General features: G+C 29.0%; 21 protein-coding genes. 10 read left to right on the top strand and 11 right to left on the bottom strand.

Annotated elements, in window-relative coordinates; translation table 11 throughout:
- Positions 1 to 64 precede the first annotated feature (64 nt).
- The 6 genes from atpB (at position 65) to atpG (ending at position 5,138) form a co-directional block, all read left to right on the top strand.
- On the top strand, positions 65 to 1,198 hold the full coding sequence (atpB, locus tag BXQ17_RS11145; RefSeq protein ID WP_077810726.1) for a F0F1 ATP synthase subunit A: 1,134 nt from the start codon (positions 65 to 67) through the stop codon (positions 1,196 to 1,198).
- A 74-nt stretch (positions 1,199 to 1,272) separates the two neighbouring features.
- Entirely contained in the window at positions 1,273 to 1,464 is a 192-nt protein-coding gene (gene atpE / locus BXQ17_RS11150; RefSeq protein WP_013620961.1) for an ATP synthase F0 subunit C, read from the top strand.
- Positions 1,465 to 1,558: 94 nt separating this feature from the next.
- On the top strand, positions 1,559 to 2,059 hold the full coding sequence (locus tag BXQ17_RS11155) for a F0F1 ATP synthase subunit B (protein WP_077810727.1): 501 nt from the start codon (positions 1,559 to 1,561) through the stop codon (positions 2,057 to 2,059).
- A 6-nt stretch (positions 2,060 to 2,065) separates the two neighbouring features.
- The gene (gene atpH / locus BXQ17_RS11160; protein ID WP_077810728.1) at positions 2,066 to 2,623 is read left to right on the top strand and encodes an ATP synthase F1 subunit delta; all 558 of its coding nucleotides are present in this window, start codon (positions 2,066 to 2,068) and stop codon (positions 2,621 to 2,623) included.
- 21 nt (positions 2,624 to 2,644) lie between these two features.
- A complete protein-coding gene (gene atpA, locus BXQ17_RS11165; protein ID WP_077810729.1) occupies positions 2,645 to 4,222 on the top strand; it encodes a F0F1 ATP synthase subunit alpha in 1,578 nt (525 codons plus the stop codon).
- Positions 4,223 to 4,271: 49 nt separating this feature from the next.
- Positions 4,272 to 5,138, top strand: coding sequence for an ATP synthase F1 subunit gamma (gene atpG, locus BXQ17_RS11170; RefSeq protein WP_077810730.1), 867 nt, complete (start codon positions 4,272 to 4,274; stop codon positions 5,136 to 5,138).
- A 60-nt stretch (positions 5,139 to 5,198) separates the two neighbouring features.
- Here atpG and BXQ17_RS11175 read toward each other — a convergent pair whose 3' ends face one another.
- The 5 genes from BXQ17_RS11175 to BXQ17_RS11195 all read right to left on the bottom strand — a co-directional run bounded on the left by BXQ17_RS11175 (position 5,199) and on the right by BXQ17_RS11195 (position 9,455).
- Positions 5,199 to 5,435, bottom strand: coding sequence for a hypothetical protein (locus BXQ17_RS11175; RefSeq protein ID WP_077810731.1), 237 nt, complete (start codon positions 5,433 to 5,435; stop codon positions 5,199 to 5,201).
- A 15-nt stretch (positions 5,436 to 5,450) separates the two neighbouring features.
- Positions 5,451 to 5,834: a hypothetical protein gene (locus tag BXQ17_RS11180; RefSeq protein ID WP_077810732.1), complete on the bottom strand. Its 384-nt coding sequence runs from the start codon at positions 5,832 to 5,834 to the stop codon at positions 5,451 to 5,453.
- Between the two features lie 103 nt (positions 5,835 to 5,937).
- Complete coding sequence (locus BXQ17_RS11185) at positions 5,938 to 6,711, bottom strand: LytTR family DNA-binding domain-containing protein (protein ID WP_077810733.1); 774 nt, start codon at positions 6,709 to 6,711, stop codon at positions 5,938 to 5,940.
- 174 nt (positions 6,712 to 6,885) lie between these two features.
- Positions 6,886 to 8,076: a DUF1501 domain-containing protein gene (locus tag BXQ17_RS11190; RefSeq protein WP_077810734.1), complete on the bottom strand. Its 1,191-nt coding sequence runs from the start codon at positions 8,074 to 8,076 to the stop codon at positions 6,886 to 6,888.
- 11 nt (positions 8,077 to 8,087) lie between these two features.
- Positions 8,088 to 9,455, bottom strand: a complete 1,368-nt coding sequence (locus BXQ17_RS11195; RefSeq protein ID WP_077810735.1) for a DUF1800 family protein — start codon at positions 9,453 to 9,455, stop codon at positions 8,088 to 8,090.
- A 110-nt stretch (positions 9,456 to 9,565) separates the two neighbouring features.
- On the opposite strand from BXQ17_RS11195, the gene BXQ17_RS11200 reads away from it, so the two are divergent.
- From BXQ17_RS11200 to BXQ17_RS11210, 3 genes are read left to right on the top strand one after another with little or no spacing between them, the layout of a single operon-like run.
- The gene (locus BXQ17_RS11200; protein ID WP_077810736.1) at positions 9,566 to 10,108 is read left to right on the top strand and encodes an RNA polymerase sigma factor; all 543 of its coding nucleotides are present in this window, start codon (positions 9,566 to 9,568) and stop codon (positions 10,106 to 10,108) included.
- The gene (locus BXQ17_RS11205; RefSeq protein WP_077810737.1) at positions 10,098 to 10,622 is read left to right on the top strand and encodes a hypothetical protein; all 525 of its coding nucleotides are present in this window, start codon (positions 10,098 to 10,100) and stop codon (positions 10,620 to 10,622) included. Before BXQ17_RS11200 ends, BXQ17_RS11205 begins: the two co-directional genes overlap by 11 nt.
- The gene (locus BXQ17_RS11210) at positions 10,603 to 11,733 is read left to right on the top strand and encodes a hypothetical protein (RefSeq protein WP_077810738.1); all 1,131 of its coding nucleotides are present in this window, start codon (positions 10,603 to 10,605) and stop codon (positions 11,731 to 11,733) included. The genes BXQ17_RS11205 and BXQ17_RS11210 overlap by 20 nt, the downstream gene beginning before the upstream one ends.
- A 59-nt stretch (positions 11,734 to 11,792) precedes the next feature.
- Here the strand turns inward: BXQ17_RS11210 and BXQ17_RS11215 are convergent, their stop codons facing one another.
- On the bottom strand, positions 11,793 to 13,334 hold the full coding sequence (locus BXQ17_RS11215) for an aldehyde dehydrogenase family protein (RefSeq protein WP_077810739.1): 1,542 nt from the start codon (positions 13,332 to 13,334) through the stop codon (positions 11,793 to 11,795).
- A 115-nt stretch (positions 13,335 to 13,449) separates the two neighbouring features.
- Here BXQ17_RS11215 and BXQ17_RS11220 point away from each other — a divergent pair, with 115 nt between their 5' ends.
- Positions 13,450 to 14,502 carry an isoaspartyl peptidase/L-asparaginase family protein gene (locus BXQ17_RS11220; protein ID WP_149025901.1) on the top strand — a complete coding sequence of 351 codons (1,053 nt, stop codon included), beginning with the start codon at positions 13,450 to 13,452 and terminating at the stop codon, positions 14,500 to 14,502.
- Here BXQ17_RS11220 and BXQ17_RS11225 read toward each other — a convergent pair.
- The 5 genes from BXQ17_RS11225 to BXQ17_RS11245 form a co-directional block, all read right to left on the bottom strand.
- A complete protein-coding gene (locus BXQ17_RS11225; protein ID WP_077810740.1) occupies positions 14,490 to 14,834 on the bottom strand; it encodes a hypothetical protein in 345 nt (114 codons plus the stop codon). The genes BXQ17_RS11220 and BXQ17_RS11225 overlap by 13 nt on opposite strands.
- A gap of 77 nt (positions 14,835 to 14,911) precedes the next feature.
- Positions 14,912 to 16,207, bottom strand: a complete 1,296-nt coding sequence (locus tag BXQ17_RS11230; RefSeq protein WP_077810741.1) for an outer membrane beta-barrel protein — start codon at positions 16,205 to 16,207, stop codon at positions 14,912 to 14,914.
- A 3-nt stretch (positions 16,208 to 16,210) separates the two neighbouring features.
- Positions 16,211 to 16,753, bottom strand: coding sequence for an RNA polymerase sigma factor (locus tag BXQ17_RS11235; protein ID WP_077810742.1), 543 nt, complete (start codon positions 16,751 to 16,753; stop codon positions 16,211 to 16,213).
- A gap of 4 nt (positions 16,754 to 16,757) precedes the next feature.
- On the bottom strand, positions 16,758 to 17,159 hold the full coding sequence (locus BXQ17_RS11240; RefSeq protein ID WP_077810743.1) for a hypothetical protein: 402 nt from the start codon (positions 17,157 to 17,159) through the stop codon (positions 16,758 to 16,760).
- Positions 17,160 to 17,161: 2 nt separating this feature from the next.
- A complete protein-coding gene (locus BXQ17_RS11245; protein WP_077810744.1) occupies positions 17,162 to 17,884 on the bottom strand; it encodes a hypothetical protein in 723 nt (240 codons plus the stop codon).
- Between the last annotated feature and the right edge of the window lie 56 nt (positions 17,885 to 17,940).

Consider the following 17,940-nt stretch of genomic DNA (forward strand, 5'->3'; position numbering starts at 1 on the left):
AAAAGGTTTGTACTTTTGAATTATTGCGTACCTTTGCGCCGAATTTAGAAAGCGTATTTTTACAATGAAGATTGCACAAAAAATAATTAAGTTTTTTACAATAGCAGTAATAGCGGTTATTACAAGTACAACTTTTGCCTCAGAAACAGGTAAGAAAAGCCATTCGGAAAACGATGGTGGTCAGGTAAATACACAAGAAGAAGTTACTGATTATATTAAACATCACTTAAAAGATTCTCACGACTTTACTTTTTTCTCTTATTCTACAGATCAAGGAGAAAGAAAACATTTTGGTTTTCCTTTACCTGTAATTTTATGGTCTAGCGAAGGTTTAGTAACTTTTATGTCTTCAGAATTTCATCATAATGATGATGGACATGTAATTGTAGAAAAAAACGGATTAAAATTCACAAAAATTCATAGTAAGATTTATGAATTAGAAAAAGGAGCAACAGCTGTTTCTTTTGATGAAACACACCACGCAACAAACGCTCACAAAACATTAGATTTTTCGATCACAAAAAGTGTAGTAGGTATTTTATTTGCTTCTCTGTTAATGTTTTTAGGTTTTTCTGCATTAGCAAAACAATACAAATCTAGAAAAGTGCCAAAAGGATTTGGTAGAGTTTTAGAGCCTTTGGTAATTTATGTTAGAGACGAAATAGCAAGACCAAATATTGGAGAGAAAAAGTATAAAAAGTTTATGGGCTTTTTATTAACGGTATTTTTCTTTATTTGGATTTTGAACTTGTTAGGTTTAACTCCGTTAGGTTTTAACGTTACAGGTCAAATTGCAGTTACAGTTGCTTTAGCTTTATTTACAATGGTAATTTACATTACAAACGGTAGTAAAGATTTTTGGGCACACACATTATGGATGCCAGGTGTACCAGTAATTTTAAGACCAATATTAGCAGTAATAGAATTGGCAGGTTTTATTTTAATTAAGCCTTTCTCTTTATTAGTGCGTTTATTTGCAAACATTACAGCAGGCCACTTTGTGGTAATGAGTTTAATTGCTTTAATGGTAACAATGAAAGAAGCTTTTGGGCCAGTAGCGTCTACAGGTATGTCTTTAGTGTTGGCATTATTTATTATGGTTATTGAAATTTTAGTAGCCTTTTTACAAGCGTTTATTTTTACGATGTTATCATCGTTATTTATTGGGATGGCTGTTGAAGAACACGATCATCATTAGAAATCTTGATGCATAATCAAGTACAAAAGAAGAATTAGAATTTGTTTAATTAATATATTTAAAAATCAATTAGTATGTACAATTTAATTGGAGCAGGATTAATCGTAATCGGTGGTGGAATTGGATTAGGTCAAATCGGTGGAAAAGCAATGGAAGGTATTGCTCGTCAACCTGAGGCAGCTGGTAAAATTCAAACTGCAATGATCATCATTGGAGCCTTATTAGAAGGTTTAGCATTTGGTGCATTAATCTTAGGGAAAGCATAATTTCCTAAAAAAGAAACAAAAACACTCTTCTGTAACGGTTGGTTACAGAAAGTGTTTTTAAATTAAACAAAAAACAATATAATTAGTTTATAGCATGGAAACTTTATTAAACGATTTTTCACCAGGGTTGTTCTTTATGCAAATCGTCATCTTAATAATTTTATTATTTTTGATGAAAAAATTTGCTTGGAAACCAATTTTAAACTCTTTAGAAGATAGAGAGAATGGTATCGAAGATGCTTTACAAGCTGCAGAAAATGCACGTAGAGAAATGCAAAATTTACAAGCAGATAACGAAAAGCTTGTAAAAGAAGCAAGAGCAGAAAGAGATGCAATGATGAAAGAGGCAAGAGAAATAAAAGACAAAATTATTTCTGATGCTAAAGAAGATGCAAAAGAAGTTACAGCAAATTTAATAGAAAAGGCAAACGCTTCTATTCAGCAAGAAAAGCAAGCAGCTTTAGCAGAAATTAAAAAGAATGTTGCAGAATTATCTATTGGTATAGCAGAATCTGTAATTAAAAAAGAATTATCTAACAAAAAAGACCAACTAGATTTAGTAGAAGGTATTTTAAAAGAAGTTACTTTAAACTAAGTATAAATGAAAGACGCAAGAGCAGCATTACGTTACGCTAAAGCAATCTTAAATCTAGCATTAGACAATAAGTCTGAAGCTGCGGTTAATGACGATATGTCGTTAGTAGCTGCTACCATTGCAGAGAACAAAGATTTAGAGGTAATGTTAAACAGCCCTATTGTTAAAGCATCAGACAAAATGAATGTTCTAACGGCATTGTTTCAGGGTAAAGTAAACAATATTACACTAGGTTTATTTCATTTGTTAAAAGATAACAAAAGAATTGCAATGTTGCGCCCAGTTGCACAAAAATATGCAATTGTTTTTGATCACTTAAAGCGTACGCAGGTTGCCAAGGTAACAACAGCTGTGCCTTTAACAGAAGAAGTAGAAAAACAAGTTTTAGATAAAATTGTAGCATTAACAGGTAACAAAGCAAATCTAGAAAATGTTATAAATCCAGATATTTTAGGAGGATTTATTCTACGCGTTGGAGATGTGCAGTATGATGCAAGTATCTCTAATTATTTAAACGAATTAAGAAAGGAATTTGACAACAGTCATTTCATTCCAAAAATTTAATTATACATCAAATCATAAAAGATGGCAAGTATTAAACCAGCTGAAGTATCAGCAATTTTAAAAGAACAGTTAACAAATTTTGAAGCTAAAGCTACTTTAAACGAAGTAGGAACTGTTTTACAAGTAGGTGATGGTATCGCACGTGTTTACGGTCTATCTAATGTTCAATATGGTGAATTAGTAGAGTTCGAAGGAGGTCTAGAAGGAATCGTATTAAACTTAGAAGAAGATAACGCGGGTGTTGTATTGTTAGGTACTGCTACATCAGTAAAAGAAGGTTCTACTGTTAAACGTACAGAAAGAATTGCTTCATTAAATGCAGGTGAAGGAGTTGTAGGACGTGTTTTAGATACTTTAGGAAACCCAATTGATGGTAAAGGACCAATAGAAGGTACTACTTATCAGATGCCTTTAGAGCGTAGAGCTCCTGGTGTAATCTATAGAGAACCCGTAACAGAACCATTACAAACAGGTATCAAATCTATTGATGCAATGATTCCTGTTGGTAGAGGTCAACGTGAGTTAATTATTGGAGACCGTCAAACTGGTAAATCTACAGTTGCGTTAGATACTATTTTAAATCAGAAAGAATTTTACGATGCTGGTGAGCCAGTTTATTGTATTTATGTTGCTATCGGTCAAAAAGCTTCTACAGTTGCTGCAATTGCAAATATGTTAGAAGAAAAAGGAGCTTTAGCTTATACTACGATTGTAGCAGCAAATGCATCAGACCCTGCAGCAATGCAAGTTTATGCACCATTTGCCGGAGCTGCAATTGGAGAGTATTTTAGAGATTCTGGAAGACCAGCTTTAATTATTTATGATGATTTATCTAAACAAGCTGTTGCTTACCGTGAGATTTCTTTATTATTAAGAAGACCTCCAGGACGTGAAGCTTATCCTGGTGATGTATTTTACTTACACTCTAGATTATTAGAACGTGCTGCAAAAGTTATTAATGATGATAAAATTGCAAGTGAAATGAACGATTTACCAGATTCTTTAAAAGGAATCGTAAAAGGTGGAGGTTCTTTAACTGCATTACCAATTATCGAAACACAAGCGGGTGACGTTTCTGCATATATTCCAACAAACGTAATTTCGATTACTGATGGACAGATTTTCTTAGATGGAGATTTATTTAACTCTGGTGTTCGTCCAGCAATTAACGTAGGTATTTCTGTATCTCGTGTTGGTGGTAACGCTCAGATTAAATCCATGAAAAAAGTATCTGGTACATTAAAATTAGATCAAGCTCAGTTTAGAGAATTAGAAGCTTTTGCTAAGTTTGGTTCAGATTTAGATGCTGCAACAATGAGTGTAATTTCTAAAGGACAACGTAATGTTGAAATTTTAAAGCAAGCTCAAAACGATCCTTTTTCTGTAGAAGATCAAATTGCAATTATTTATGCAGGTTCTAAGAACTTACTAAAAGATGTTCCTGTAGAAAAAGTAAAGAAATTCGAAAAAGATTATATCGATTATTTAAACGCAAAGCATAGAGATACTTTAGATGTTTTAAAGTCTGGTAAATTAACAGGCGAAGCTACTGATGTTTTAGAGGCAGCAGCTAAAGAAATTTCTAAGCAATTTGCATAACATATAGTTATTATTCCCGCGAAAGCGGGAATAATAAAATACTCATAGTATGGCTAACTTAAAAGAAATACGTAATAGAATTACTTCTATTAAATCTACAATGCAGATTACATCTGCCATGAAAATGGTATCTGCTGCAAAGTTGAAAAAAGCGCAAGATGCTATTACTGCTATGCGCCCATATTCTTCTAAACTTACAGAATTGTTGCAAAACTTAAGTGCAACATTAGAAAGTGATGCTAGTGGAGAATATTCTAAACAAAGAGATGTTTCTAAAGTTTTATTAGTTGTTATTACTTCTAATAGAGGTTTATGTGGTGGTTTTAACTCTTCTATTACAAAAGAAGTAGTAAAAACTATAAACGAAAAATATAGCAATACTTCTGTAGATTTATTTACAATAGGTAAAAAAGGAAATGATGTTTTATCTAAAGGATATAATGTTACAGCCAATAGAAGTGATATCTATGATGATTTAACTTTTAGTAATGTTGCTTCTCTTGCAGAAAACTTAATGGAGTTATTTGTTGATGGTACGTATGATAAAATTGAAATTGTTTACAATCAATTTAAAAATGCCGCTACACAAATTACTCAGGTAGAGCAATTTTTACCAATCAAACCAATTGAAGGTGGTGATGCAAGTGCTGTAAATTCTGATTATATTTTTGAGCCTTCTAAAGAAGAAATTATAGAGGCTTTAATACCAAAATCTTTAAAAATGCAATTGTATAAAGCATTAAGAGATAGTTTTGCATCTGAACACGGAGCAAGAATGACTGCAATGCATAAAGCAACAGACAATGCTAAAGATTTAAGAGACGAATTGTTATTAACTTATAACAAAGCACGTCAAGCAGCAATTACAAATGAAATTCTTGAAATTGTTGGTGGTGCAGAAGCGTTAAACAACTAATCTTAGTTTTATAAAATAAAAAAAGAGCTTATCATTTATGGTAAGCTCTTTTTTATTTATCTAATTTTCATCAGGCTTAATCCAATCTGCATTTCTAACAAACAAAATATATTGTGCATAGTCTGTTGTAGATGTGCCATCAATAATAACGTAAGCATCCCAAATAGTTATAAGTTTTTTAACTTTGGTACCTCTAGACGATTTTAGATAAGGAGAATCTGTAGCATCTAATTTAAGTAAGCTAATCGAGTTTGGTTCTGTAACTTTTTTATAATCCGCTATACCTTCAATATACATAAATAACCTATTATCTTAAGAATACTTAAATTTAGTAAATGCTTTGCCTTTATCTTGCATAAACTTTGGTAACGCTTTACTATCAACAGTTAATCTAGAATCTATATACAACGTATTTAAGCTAACCATTTTATTAGAATAAGTATCAACATGCATTTTCTGGTTAAGTTGTGTAAACATTGCGAAATCTATTCTTGGGGATGTTTGAACTTCATGAACTTCGCCTACTAAAAATAGATTTTTATTATAGAAGCTATCATCAAGTGAATTAAATTGAAGAGAATCTGTCATTTTAATAACTTCTGTATGATTTTCTAAATAGTTAACATATTTACTAGAAGAACAACTTGTTAGTAGTAGTAATAAACTTACTGCGGTAAAAAAATTAAGAGTTTTCATTTGTTAGTTTTTTAAGTTCACAACAAATAGAACACATTAAAACAAATGAAAAAAAAGAGTGTGATTAACCTGAGGTTTTTGGGTTAAAATTGAAATACACGGGCTATTTTTGAATTTCTTGGGACGAATTTGAAAGTCTTTTATTAAGCGCCTTATAGTAAACCTGAGAAATTGGTATAGTCTCTTCGGTTGTTGTAATTCTTATAAAACGTTTTCTAGCATTGCCTTCTACAGTTTTAAGATAATCTAAATTTACTAAGTAAGAGCGATGCACTTGCCAAGCTTTAGGTAGTTGTTTTATAATATTAGATAGCGTGCTTCTTAAGGTTTTTTGTTGCATACCTTTATCTGTATTAAAATAAATATCTACATAATTCTGTTGGGCTTTTGCAAAAATAAAATCCGATTCAAAAATTGTTAAGGTTTCAGATTTATTGGTTCCATTAATAGTAATTTTTTTAAGCTTTTTAGTGCTCGATTTATCATAATCAGGAACTTCTATTTGACCGTATTTAGAGCGTAAATAAAGCCACAAAGGCACTACAATCGGTGTAAAAGGTACTCCAAAAGATTTTATAAAACTCCAAATTAATTCATAAGTAAAAGAAGTTAAACCGCTAATTACAAAGAAGTGATAAAAGAAAGAAAAAATAAATATTACAAATAATGTGCTAATAATATAAATACACTCGTTTACTATAAACCATCGTTTTGTTTGAATTTTGTAAACGTAATTTTCTATAGGATGAAATATTAAAATCGGTATTATTATACTAACGGAATAACCAGAAAGAATTAAATATTTATATGAAAAACTATTACTATTATCAAAAGGCTCTAAGGTAATTAACAAAACCGGAATTACTGTACCTAACAATTAAGCAATCAAAAAAGTAGGTTTCCAATTTTGGGTATACGCTATCGTCTTATTAAGTGAGATCATTGTTCTTTACAATAATATTTATGCCTTAAAAATATATTTATAGTACCTTGTTAATTATACAATTACAAGTCGAACGAATTTAGCAGATTATTTTTATAATATCAAGTTTTATATAAATCCTAATTTAGAAAACGATTTGTTTAAAATAGCTGTATCATCTACTTTTAACCATTTGTCTAAAATAGTAGCGTAAATTTCTCTAAAATCTATTTCGTATTTTAAATTTCCGTTTTTATCTAAGTTTGCTAAATTTGGTAAATTATTATATAGACCTTGTTTTTTAAGGTTTTTACCCATTAGAAAAACATTATTTGCTGTTCCGTGATCTGTTCCTTTAGATTCGTTTTGTTTTACACGTCTACCAAATTCTGAAAATGTAAGAATAAGCACATCATCAAAAGTGTTATTTTTTTGTAAATCATTTATAAAAACTTCCATAGTTTCTGCATACAAATTCAATAATCTTGCTTGTGTATTTGTTTGGTTAGCATGTGTATCAAAACCACTTAAACCTGCGTAATATACTTGCGTTTCTAATCCGGAATTAATAAACTGAGAAATGTTTTTTAACTGTTTGCCAAATAAATTTTTTGGATATTCTGCAGAAGAGTTTTTTGTTTTCGTTTTTTCGTAAATATGTTTTGCAGACGATTTTGCATCAATCATGGTGTTATACAAATACCCTAAATTATGTTCACTTAGATGCGCATCATTATAGTTAGAAACAACGTTGTTAAAAAACGGTGCTTTCATAGAATTGTAAAACATTTTAGAATCTGTAATTGCTAATCCGTTTTGTGTTTTTCCTTTCATCATTAAAGACAAACTTTCATCTACTTCAATAGCAGTGTAAGGGTTTCCTTTAATAAAATCTAAATAACGCCCAACCCAACCGTTTTGTAAAAACTCATTACTATCACTAGCAGTTTGCCAAATATCTGTAGCTCTAAAATGAGATAAATTAGGGTTAGGATATCCAACATTATTTATAATACTTAGAAAACCTTTGTCATACAATTTTTGTAAAGGTTGTAAGCTTTTATGAAGCCCGACTTCATCAGAAATTTTAAATAAATCTGCTTGTTTTAAGGCGATATTATTTCTTTGTTGATAATAAATATCGTTGTTAAAAGGTACAACTGTGTTTAAACCATCATTACCTCCTTTTAACTGAATAATAACTACTTTTTTATTGCTAAATATCGAGTTGGTGTTGTGCTCAAAAGCCTTTAAAAATTGAGGCACAAAAAACATTCCAGAAGCAAAAGTTGATTGTTTTAAAAAATCTCTACGTTTCATGTGTTCTTATTTTAGCAAAGTTGATATTCTGGCAAACTCATTAATTGTACAGCAAAATCATGTTTAGACAGTTTTTCATTTCTATCTAACATTTCTGCTGTGCCTTTATTTATTTTTGATGTAATTATTAGATGTACCAAATCTTTATTCGATTTATTTTTAAAATTTTCTTCAAAAGAACTCCAATCTGCACTTACTTTTATAAAAGCTTTTTTTCTTAATTTTCTTTTCTTAAAATTAGTAATCATTGTTTCTTCATCTCCTTTTTCTGAATAAGCAATTTCTGCATTGTTTAACAAAATAGAAGGCAAACGTAAGCGCGTTACAATGGTGTTGCTGTCAATCCAATTTCGACCAGTTTTCCAACCTGCAACATTAGGCGGACTCAATAATATTTGTCCTAACAATTTTTGAATCAACAGTATTTGGTTCTTTTTTTCAATTTTATAAGGTACAATGGTATTTATACCAACTAAGAGTTCTATAGGCGATTTTATTTTAGTTCCAATATTTTCTTCCGCATAAAACCATTTAGAAAGTAATACAAAACGCATTAAATTTTCGATATTATAATCTTTGTAAAACACATCAATCATCTCATCAATATGCTTTGTATTGATGTTTTCATTAACAAAATATCGGTAAATTTTTTCTGAAATAAATCTAGCACATTGTTTTTGTTCTAAAATAATATCTATGATATCATCACCATTAAAATTACCTTTTTTACCAAAAAATATTTTTTCATTATTATCATGGTGTTTTTCTCTAAAGATAAATTCACCTTTAAGCTTATGATTATAACCCGTAAAAGAACGTGCAGCTTCTTTAATATCTTGTTCTGTATAATTATCTTGACCAAGCGTAAAAAGTTCCATTAATTCACGTGCAAAGTTTTCATTCGGGCTTTTTTTCTTGTTTTGTTTATTATTTAAGTAACCAAGCATTGCAGCTTCTTTAGAAACCAATTTTATAAAATCTCTAAAATTACCTAAGGCATTTTCACGAAGTACATTGTTGTAACTCTCTGCAAACAAGATGTTTTTACTTTCGCAAACAAAATGATTTGCCCAAAATAAGGTCATTTTTTCACGTAAAATTTCTGTAGGATTATTTAATCTTGTAAACCAAGCAGTAGAAAATTCTTTTACTTTTTTTCTACTTATTTTCTGAAGTTTTTTTCGCTCTTTTTTAAAATCTTGATAGCTTTTACCATTTAAAAAAGAAGTATCACCGTGTAAAATAGTTGTGTTTTCTGAAGCTTTAAAAAGTTCATTAATAACATTTTTTTTACTTTTTTTTGATAAACGATCCAATTCTTTTGGTGAAATACCAAAACCAATTCTGTTATATAAATGTTGAATGTGCGCTGATTTCATGAACTTTAGACTAAAAGAATTAAAGATAGTTTAATTTTTAGAAATAAAAATTAAGAAAAATGAAACCTTTAATTATCTTTTTCGTTTTTAATAATAGAACCAACTAATTAATGTCTAAAGAATTATATCTTTTAATTTCAAAAAGCAAAAAAGGGAATCAGAAAGCTCAAATAAAGCTCTATGATTTATTTTGTGAAGCGATGTTTTTTATAGCATGTAGGTATCTTAAAAATGAAGAAGAAGCAAAAGATGCAATGCAAGATGCTTTTTTAAAAGCTTTTTTTAATCTAGAATCTTATAAGAAGGACAACAGTTTTGGTGCTTGGTTAAAGAAAATAGTTATTAATACTTGTATTGATATATTAAAAAAGAAAAAATTAGAAACTATTTCTTTAGATAATTATCCTTTAGAAATTTTAGATGATACGAATTGGAATTTTGATGCAAATATTGATAAAAAAGAAATTCTGTATGCTATAGATTGTTTAAAAATTAAATATCAAATAGTTATAAAGTTATATTTAATAGAAGGTTATGATCATGAAGAAATATCCGAAATATTAAAAATACCGGTAAAAACGTCTAGAACCCAATTAAGAAGAGGAAAATTGGCGTTAAGAAACCTTTTAAAAAATGAAGAATATGGAACGTGATATTAGAGATTTATTTAAGGTAAAAAATGATTTTAAAAAAGATTTACCAAAAAATCATCGTGAAGATTTTATCAAAAAATTAGGTGAACATCAACCTAAAAAAGAACCTAAAAAGAGTTATAAATTTTTAAAAATAGTTGCTTCTTTATTGTTGATAATTTCTTGTGTGTTGCTTTATAAAAATACGATTTCTTTGACTCAAAAATCAGCAATCGAACTGCAAATGCAAGCTATTGAAAAAGACTATTTAAATTCTATAAATAACGAATGGAATAGTTTTAAAGAAATAGCAACAGACACAATTTTAGTAAATAAATATGAAGAAAAATTAGAGAAATCAAAATTAGAATATGGAAAAATTACAAAACAATTAAAAGGTTTTCCAAACGATATTAATTTATTAGAATCTTTAATAACGAACCTGCAAAGACGTTTGCAATTAATTAAAGAAATTAATGAGCACATTAAAGAGTTGAACCCAAAAAGCACCAGTAATGAAACCATTTATATTTAGTATTATATTTCTTTCAATAACAAGTATAACCCTTGCGCAAAAAAAAGAATTAGTATTAAAAGAAAGTTATAATGTTGATAATTACACAACTTTAGATATTGATATTGACAACGTATCCATTGTCTTTGAAGAGTCTAATGATAATAAAATTCATTTCGATTATTTTATTCTATTTGATGAAGATTCAAAAAAGACTCAATTTAAAGTTTTTAACGGATTAAATGCAAGTTCAGTTAAAACAGATAATACAGTAAAACTTAATGTAAAAAACTCAATGTATTTAGGTGAATTGTATAGTTTAGATATAGGTTTAGAAGCTTATAAAAAATATATTAGAGACATTTTTTCTACGATAAAGAAAAATCAGTATCAATATAAATCTAAAGATTCTCTTTTAAAAGAAATTGGTTTTAGTAAAGGCTCTTACGTAGATGATTATTTTAAAAAACTTAAAATAGAGAATCCTAACAAAGATTGGGGTAAATCGGTAAGAAAGTTTAAGCAGTATTTTGCAATAAAAGTACCTAAATATGTAAAAATTAAGATAAAAACCCTTCATTCTAAAATTGAATTTAAATATGATATTGAAAAATCTTTCATATTAAATTCTTTTAAAACACATCTCAAATTCAAAAAAATTCTTGGTAAAGAAAATAGAATTATTGCTTCGAATGGAATTTTTCAAGCTGAAGAAATTAATAACGGAAGAATAGAGTTTTTAGATATGAATAAAGTTGTAATTGGAGAAGTATCCAATATGAGTATAGCTACAGAAACCTCTAAAATTCAAATTGGCGAAGTTGGTAAAAATGTAGATTTTAACGATTTTAATAGCAAACTTTACCTGTATAATTTTAGTAAAAACTTCACAAAATTTAATTTAAAAGGAGATTATTCTAAATTAAGTTTCTATAAAGTAGTAGAAACTAATTTCTCTATGGATATTTCTGGTCATAATACTGTTTTAAACATGAATGAAATTAAAGCTTCTTTTGGTGTAAATAAAGAAGAAAAACTTATAAAAATCCTTCAAAAGAAAAGAAATGAAAATGTGCCTTTTTTAGGAAATATCGAAGTTGTTCTTAAAAACGGAATTTTAAATATCAAGTAAAATTAAAGCCTCAACTTATTAGAGTTGAGGCTTTATTATTTTATAAAATTGAATTTCTTTTACAAATCAAACTTAATTCCTTGTGCTAAAGGCAATTCATCAGAATAATTTATAGTATTTGTTTGCCTACGCATATAAACTTTCCAAGCATCAGAACCAGATTCTCTACCGCCACCAGTTTCTTTTTCGCCACCAAAAGCACCACCAATTTCTGCACCAGAAGTACCAATATTAACGTTTGCAATTCCGCAATCTGAACCTGAATAAGACAAGAATTTCTCTGCTTCTTTCATTTCGTTGGTCATAATTGCAGATGATAAACCTTGAGCAACACCATTTTGCTTTTCAATTGCATTTTCAACTTCACCAGAATACTTCATTAAGTATAAAATTGGCGCAAAAGTTTCGTGCTGTACAATTTCAAAATGATTTTCTGCTTCTATAATTGCGGGTTTAACATAGCAACCAGATTCGTAACCTTCGCCTTCTAAAACTCCTCCTTCTACTAAAACATTTCCTCCTTCATTTTTCGCTTTTTCAATAGCTTCTAAATATGTATTTACAGAATCTTTATCGATTAATGGACCAATATGATTTTTTTCATCTAAAGGATTTCCAATAGTTAATTGTTTATAAGCGCCAACAATTGCATCTCTTACTTTATCATAAACAGATTCGTGAATAATTAACCTTCTTGTTGATGTACAACGTTGTCCGCAAGTACCAACAGCCCCAAAAACTGCACCTGGAACTACAACTTTTAAATCTGCAGTTGGTGTAATAATAATGGCATTGTTACCACCTAATTCTAATAAAGATTTTCCAAAACGTTCGGCAACTTTTGCGCCAACAATTCTTCCCATTCTTGTAGAACCTGTTGCAGAAACTAACGGAATTCTAGTATCAGCAGTCATCATTTCACCTACTTTATAATCTCCATTTATAATACAAGAAATTCCTTCTGGTAAATTATTTTCTTTTAAAATGTCTGCAATTATACTTTGGCAAGCAATAGAACAAAGAGGTGCTTTTTCAGAAGCTTTCCAAACACAAACATCACCACAAATCCAAGCCAAAGCAGTGTTCCATGCCCAAACTGCAACCGGAAAATTAAATGCAGAAATAATACCAACAACACCAATTGGATGCCATTGTTCTCTCATAACATGTCCTGGTCTTTCAGACGGAATTGTTTGTCCGTTTAATTGTCTAGATAAACCTACAGCAAAATCACAGATGTCTATCATTTCCTGAACTTCTCCGTAGCCTTCTTGCAAAGATTTTCCCATTTCATAAGAAACTAATTTTCCTAAAGGTTCTTTTAAATCTCTTAATTTATTACCAAACTGGCGTACAATTTCTCCTCTTTGTGGTGCAGGCATATTTCTCCATGATAAAAATGCATTTGTTGCAGTTTCCATCACTTTCTCATAATCTTCTTTGGTAGTCGTTTTTACTTTACCAATTAATTTACCATCTACTGGCGAGTAAGATTCGATAACGTCTCCGTTAGAAAAGTTATTAGAACCGGTAGATGTACCATTATTTATATCTTTTAAACCTAATTCTTGTAAGGCGTTTTTTATTCCAAAATCCGTCATTTTGTTATTACGTTTTAGTTGTTTAATTTAGAAGTTCGAAATTACGAATTATTTTAGACATATATAAATTAAACAAAAATGATATAATTTGTTTAATTTTAAACAAATTATAAAAATGAAAAACTTCTTTATTGCCATTGTAACCTTTGCTTTTTTGTTAAGCTGTACATCAGAATCAACTAAAAAAGAAACCTTAAACACAAAAAAAGTAAATGATTTTGCAATTATAATTCATGGTGGTGCGGGTACAATTTTAAAGAAAAATTTGTCTGATGAAAAAGAAGCTGCCTACAAAGCAAAATTAGAAGAAGCAATTACTGTTGGGCATACAATACTTAAAAATGGTGGTACAAGTCAAGAAGCCGTTGTAAAAACGATACAAGTAATGGAAGAATCTCCATTGTTTAATGCAGGTAAAGGAGCTGTTTTTACGCATGAAGAAACCAATGAGTTGGATGCATCTTTTATGGATGGTAAAACACTAAATGCTGGCGCAGTTGCAGGTGTTACCAATGTAAAAAGTCCGATTGAATTAGCAGTTAAAATTATGACAGATTCAGATCATGTAATGTTATCTGGTAAAGGAGCTTCAATTTTTGCAAAAGAAAAAGGATTGGAAATTGTAGACCCAAGTTATTTTTTTACTGATAGAAGGTTTGAATCTTTAAAGAGAATCAAAAATAAAAATAAGACAGAATTAGACCACAATGATAAAAAAGCTGCTTTTTATGATGCAGATATTAAAAATGCAAAATTTGGTACAGTTGGTTGTGTTGCTCTTGATAAAAACGGAAATATTGCAGCAGGAACTTCTACTGGCGGAATGACAAATAAACGTTGGGGAAGAATTGGTGATGCACCAATAATTGGTTCTGGTACGTATGCAAATAATTTAACTTGTGGTGTTTCTTCTACCGGTTGGGGAGAATACTTTATTAGATCTCAAGTTGCTTATGATATTTCTGCTCAAATGGAATATCAGCAGAAATCTTTAAAAGAGGCAACTTCAAATGTTATACAAGATAAATTAACTAAACTTGGTGGAACTGGCGGAGTTGTAGCTCTAGATAAAAACGGTAATATGTCTTTTGAATTTAATACCGCTGGTATGTATAGAGCATCTATGGATGAAAAAGGAAATTTAGTTGTAAAAATCTATAAAGAATAAGCCAACCATTTTTTAGGAATTGGTTTTAAATCTAATTCTGCTTGTTCTGATTTTATCTTTTTTTTCAAACCAATTCTAGAAATTTTAGGAATAGATAAATTTATATTATTGCGTTTATTAATAAGTTCTAAAACCTCGTTTATAGTATTGTCTGTGCACAAAACCAAACTATTCATCATTGCGTTAGATTCTTCTTTTAAATCGTAAAAATCTACAAAATAAGCAGGTTTATTATCTTGATACACTAACCATTGGTGGTACTTTCTTTTTGTTAGTTCTACAACTTCTTTAACACCTGTAATAGTTCTATATGTATTTTTAGATAAATTCATTTATATTAATTTTGGAAGATAAAAATAATATGAAACGAAAAATGTTTGTCTATTTTTTCGATGAACTAACATAAACGCTAGTTAAATTTATATTTTAAACCTGTATAAATACCAATATTAAAAGGAGCAAAGCCATTAGAGTCTTTACTAAAAGTATTTAGCTGTGCTTTAAACATAGGATTTATATTTATAGACCAGTTACTATTTAGGTGATAACTAAAGTCTGCGCCTAAGTTTCCACTAAAATTTACTGTGTTTAAATTACTTGCAAAACCAGAATTTTTTAGCGTGCTTGAATTTAAATTTAATTTGTTTCTATTTAAAAATAAAGAACTAAAACCTGCTACCAGTTGGGTTTTAAATTTATTATGGTTATTTAAATTATATTTTATTTCTAATGGAATTTCAATATAACCATATTCTTGCCTTAAGCTTCCATTAGAAGTTATTGTATTTATTAAAGAAACACCAGATGTCATTGAGTTATCATTTAAATTACTGTTAAAATTTAAAGAATTCTTATTATTAAAAATAGCAGAAGAAGCACTATTTAAAGGCGCGTTTGTTATAATAATATTTGTATTTTGAAAACTTGTTTTTTGTTGATGAATTCCAGATTGAATACTCCATTTATCATTAATTTTATAGGCAACCTGTACACCGTAAGAAATAGAGTTTTTACCTGCCGTAGAATTAGATAAATTAGCATCTATTGGCGATGTGTCAGAAAAAGAATTAGAACTTAAAATCGCCATAACAGGGTTAACAGACCAAGCTTTTTTATTTTCTACTTTATTTTTGTTTTTATTTGTAATGGTAACTAAATTTTTCTGTCGTTTTTTAACTTCATTTAAAATAGAAGTTTTCGAATTAGATTTTGTTTTCTTTTTAAGATCAATATTTTCATCAGCATAAGAGGTAGAGTTTTTTTCTGTCGTTTTTATTTCTCTTTTATTTATTTTTTTTGAATAAGCGATAAAGTTTCTTTTTAATTCTGTAAAGCTTTTCTTTTTAATTCTTTTTTGATTTGTATTTTTTTTATTAGCAAACTGAATTTTCTCTTTGTTATTTTTTTTAGAATTAAAAGTATCTATAACAATAGAGTTGTATTTTATTGGTGTTTTATTTTCTTCTTTGGTTGTTGTAATTACATCATCAATATTTAAAATTTCTTGTTTATTGGTTCTTGTAAATAGAAAAAACCCCAATAAAAACAAAGCCGCAATTCCACTAGAAAACCACCAAAAAGGGAATGTTTTTCGCTTCTTTTTTACTAGTTTTCCTTCAATAGCAGTCCAAACTCTTTTATTTGGAGTAGCTTTTAAATTTTTTAGATTTTCTTTAAATAATCTGTCTATATCTTTTGAATCCATTACCTACGCTTTTGTGTCTTTTTGCAAATGTGCTTCTAAATTAATTTTCAAAATTTTTCTAGCTCTATGTAAGTTAGATTTAGAAGTGCTCTCAGAAATAGATAAAAGACTGGCTATTTCTTTGTGTGAATAATTATCTAGTACATAAAGATTAAATACCAATCGATATCTATCTGGTAATTGCTGTATAAAGGCCAGTAAAATATCTAAACTAAATAATTCATAATCTAAAGCAACATCTTCTATACTATCAGTTTCAGTTACATCTTTTACAATTTCTAAAGAAGCTTTTTTCCTGTATTTTTGAAGCGCTGTATTTATGGTTATTCTTTTTAACCATCCTTCGAAAGATCCTTTATTATTATATTGTTTTATTTTACTAAAAATGGTTAAAAAACTGTCTTGTAACGTGTCTTCTGCGTCTTGATAATTTCTAGAATATTTTAAACATAATGGAAAAAGCTTATCAGCATATAACTGATAAACTTTGGATTGTGCTGCTAACTTTTGTTGGCAGCAATCTTTTATGAGTTTTTCTAGTTTGATGCTTTTAGTTTACAGGAATAATTACTTCTTCAAAAATACTTTCCCCATCAATATCAACACCTTTATAGAATTTAAAAATATAGTCTTCTTCTTGGGCTACATTTACGATGATATCATATTCTTTCTGTGTAGTTACTTCTTGGCAATCGTTATCTAAATTTACATAAGATCTAACGGCAACAATTCTAGTAGAATCTTGATATTCATAATAAATATTATCAAAATTATAGCAACTATTAAGTAAGGTATATTTTATTTTTATAGTGTCTTTTTCTCCAAAAGTAAAACTGTTTGGTGTTGTAGCTTCATCTATTTTAAGAAATTCATATCTGTAATTTGGTAAATCATCTGAATTAAGACAAGATGACAAAAGTGTAATTGAGATTAATAATAGAATTTTTTTCATAATTAATATTTAAGTGTTGGATATCCGTTTTGACATTCTACAGATTTCGGTTTCGAAATGATAGTACAATCAGATACAATACCAAATTTTTTATTGTACTCTTTTTCTGCATTTGTGTAAACTTCAATTTTATTTAGTAATAAATTAGTGTCTATATTTTTAGAATAAGGAATATAACCTTGAAAACCGCCGCAAGCTTTAGAACCATAACCAACAAAAGTCCAATCTAACGCATTAGAACAAGTTTCACTGTAACTTAAGCTTTCAATTTCGGTAAAAAGCTCCATTAATTTTTGATAATCAATTTCTTGTTCTGTAAGTGCTCTTTTAACCTCAAGTTTACTGTCAGAAATTTTAAGCACTTGCCATTGTATGTTTTCAGGAAAGGAAGTTTTGTTTATTTTTATAAAACCCTCTTCTGTTACTTGCCAACTACCTTCAACATCAAAATAAGATAAAGGTGGTGTACCACACCAACCAGAAGTTCGTTCTATAAATTTATCATTAGTTTTAAAAGAAATTCCAGCTTCATTATCAGATAAAGAGTTTGCTTTCGTAAACGTTATTGTTTCATTATTGTAAGTTGGGTTTATCCAATTACCTAACAACAGACTAGTTTCGGGTTCTGTGACTACATTTTCAGGGTCATTATTAACATTACAAGAGATCATTGTAAAAATTGTTAGTAGTAATAAAATTTCTTTTTTTAATTTCAATTTTCTCATAATTTAAGTTTTTTTAGCAATAGTTGTGTAATAGTTTTCTAGCAATTATAAAAGCG

This window comes from Polaribacter sp. BM10 (assembly GCF_002005425.1).
GTDB classification, from domain to species: Bacteria; Bacteroidota; Bacteroidia; order Flavobacteriales; family Flavobacteriaceae; genus Polaribacter; species Polaribacter marinaquae.

Excerpts from the sequence above, each read along its gene's own strand:
- atpB (WP_077810726.1), top strand. The coding sequence starts at position 65 with ATGAAGATTGCACAAAAAATAATTAAGTTTTTTACAATAGCAGTAATA.
- atpA (WP_077810729.1), top strand. The coding sequence starts at position 2,645 with ATGGCAAGTATTAAACCAGCTGAAGTATCAGCAATTTTAAAAGAACAG.
- atpH (WP_077810728.1), top strand. The coding sequence starts at position 2,066 with ATGAAAGACGCAAGAGCAGCATTACGTTACGCTAAAGCAATCTTAAAT.
- atpG (WP_077810730.1), top strand. The coding sequence starts at position 4,272 with ATGGCTAACTTAAAAGAAATACGTAATAGAATTACTTCTATTAAATCT.
- BXQ17_RS11205 (WP_077810737.1), top strand. The coding sequence starts at position 10,098 with ATGGAACGTGATATTAGAGATTTATTTAAGGTAAAAAATGATTTTAAA.
- BXQ17_RS11240 (WP_077810743.1), bottom strand. The coding sequence starts at position 17,159 with ATGAAAAAAATTCTATTATTAATCTCAATTACACTTTTGTCATCTTGT.
- BXQ17_RS11180 (WP_077810732.1), bottom strand. The coding sequence starts at position 5,834 with ATGAAAACTCTTAATTTTTTTACCGCAGTAAGTTTATTACTACTACTA.
- BXQ17_RS11195 (WP_077810735.1), bottom strand. The coding sequence starts at position 9,455 with ATGAAATCAGCGCACATTCAACATTTATATAACAGAATTGGTTTTGGT.
- BXQ17_RS11190 (WP_077810734.1), bottom strand. The coding sequence starts at position 8,076 with ATGAAACGTAGAGATTTTTTAAAACAATCAACTTTTGCTTCTGGAATG.
- BXQ17_RS11175 (WP_077810731.1), bottom strand. The coding sequence starts at position 5,435 with ATGTATATTGAAGGTATAGCGGATTATAAAAAAGTTACAGAACCAAAC.
- BXQ17_RS11210 (WP_077810738.1), top strand. The coding sequence starts at position 10,603 with ATGAAACCATTTATATTTAGTATTATATTTCTTTCAATAACAAGTATA.
- BXQ17_RS11215 (WP_077810739.1), bottom strand. The coding sequence starts at position 13,334 with ATGACGGATTTTGGAATAAAAAACGCCTTACAAGAATTAGGTTTAAAA.
- atpE (WP_013620961.1), top strand. The coding sequence starts at position 1,273 with ATGTACAATTTAATTGGAGCAGGATTAATCGTAATCGGTGGTGGAATT.
- BXQ17_RS11225 (WP_077810740.1), bottom strand. The coding sequence starts at position 14,834 with ATGAATTTATCTAAAAATACATATAGAACTATTACAGGTGTTAAAGAA.
- BXQ17_RS11220 (WP_149025901.1), top strand. The coding sequence starts at position 13,450 with ATGAAAAACTTCTTTATTGCCATTGTAACCTTTGCTTTTTTGTTAAGC.
- BXQ17_RS11230 (WP_077810741.1), bottom strand. The coding sequence starts at position 16,207 with ATGGATTCAAAAGATATAGACAGATTATTTAAAGAAAATCTAAAAAAT.
- BXQ17_RS11155 (WP_077810727.1), top strand. The coding sequence starts at position 1,559 with ATGGAAACTTTATTAAACGATTTTTCACCAGGGTTGTTCTTTATGCAA.
- BXQ17_RS11200 (WP_077810736.1), top strand. The coding sequence starts at position 9,566 with ATGTCTAAAGAATTATATCTTTTAATTTCAAAAAGCAAAAAAGGGAAT.
- BXQ17_RS11245 (WP_077810744.1), bottom strand. The coding sequence starts at position 17,884 with ATGAGAAAATTGAAATTAAAAAAAGAAATTTTATTACTACTAACAATT.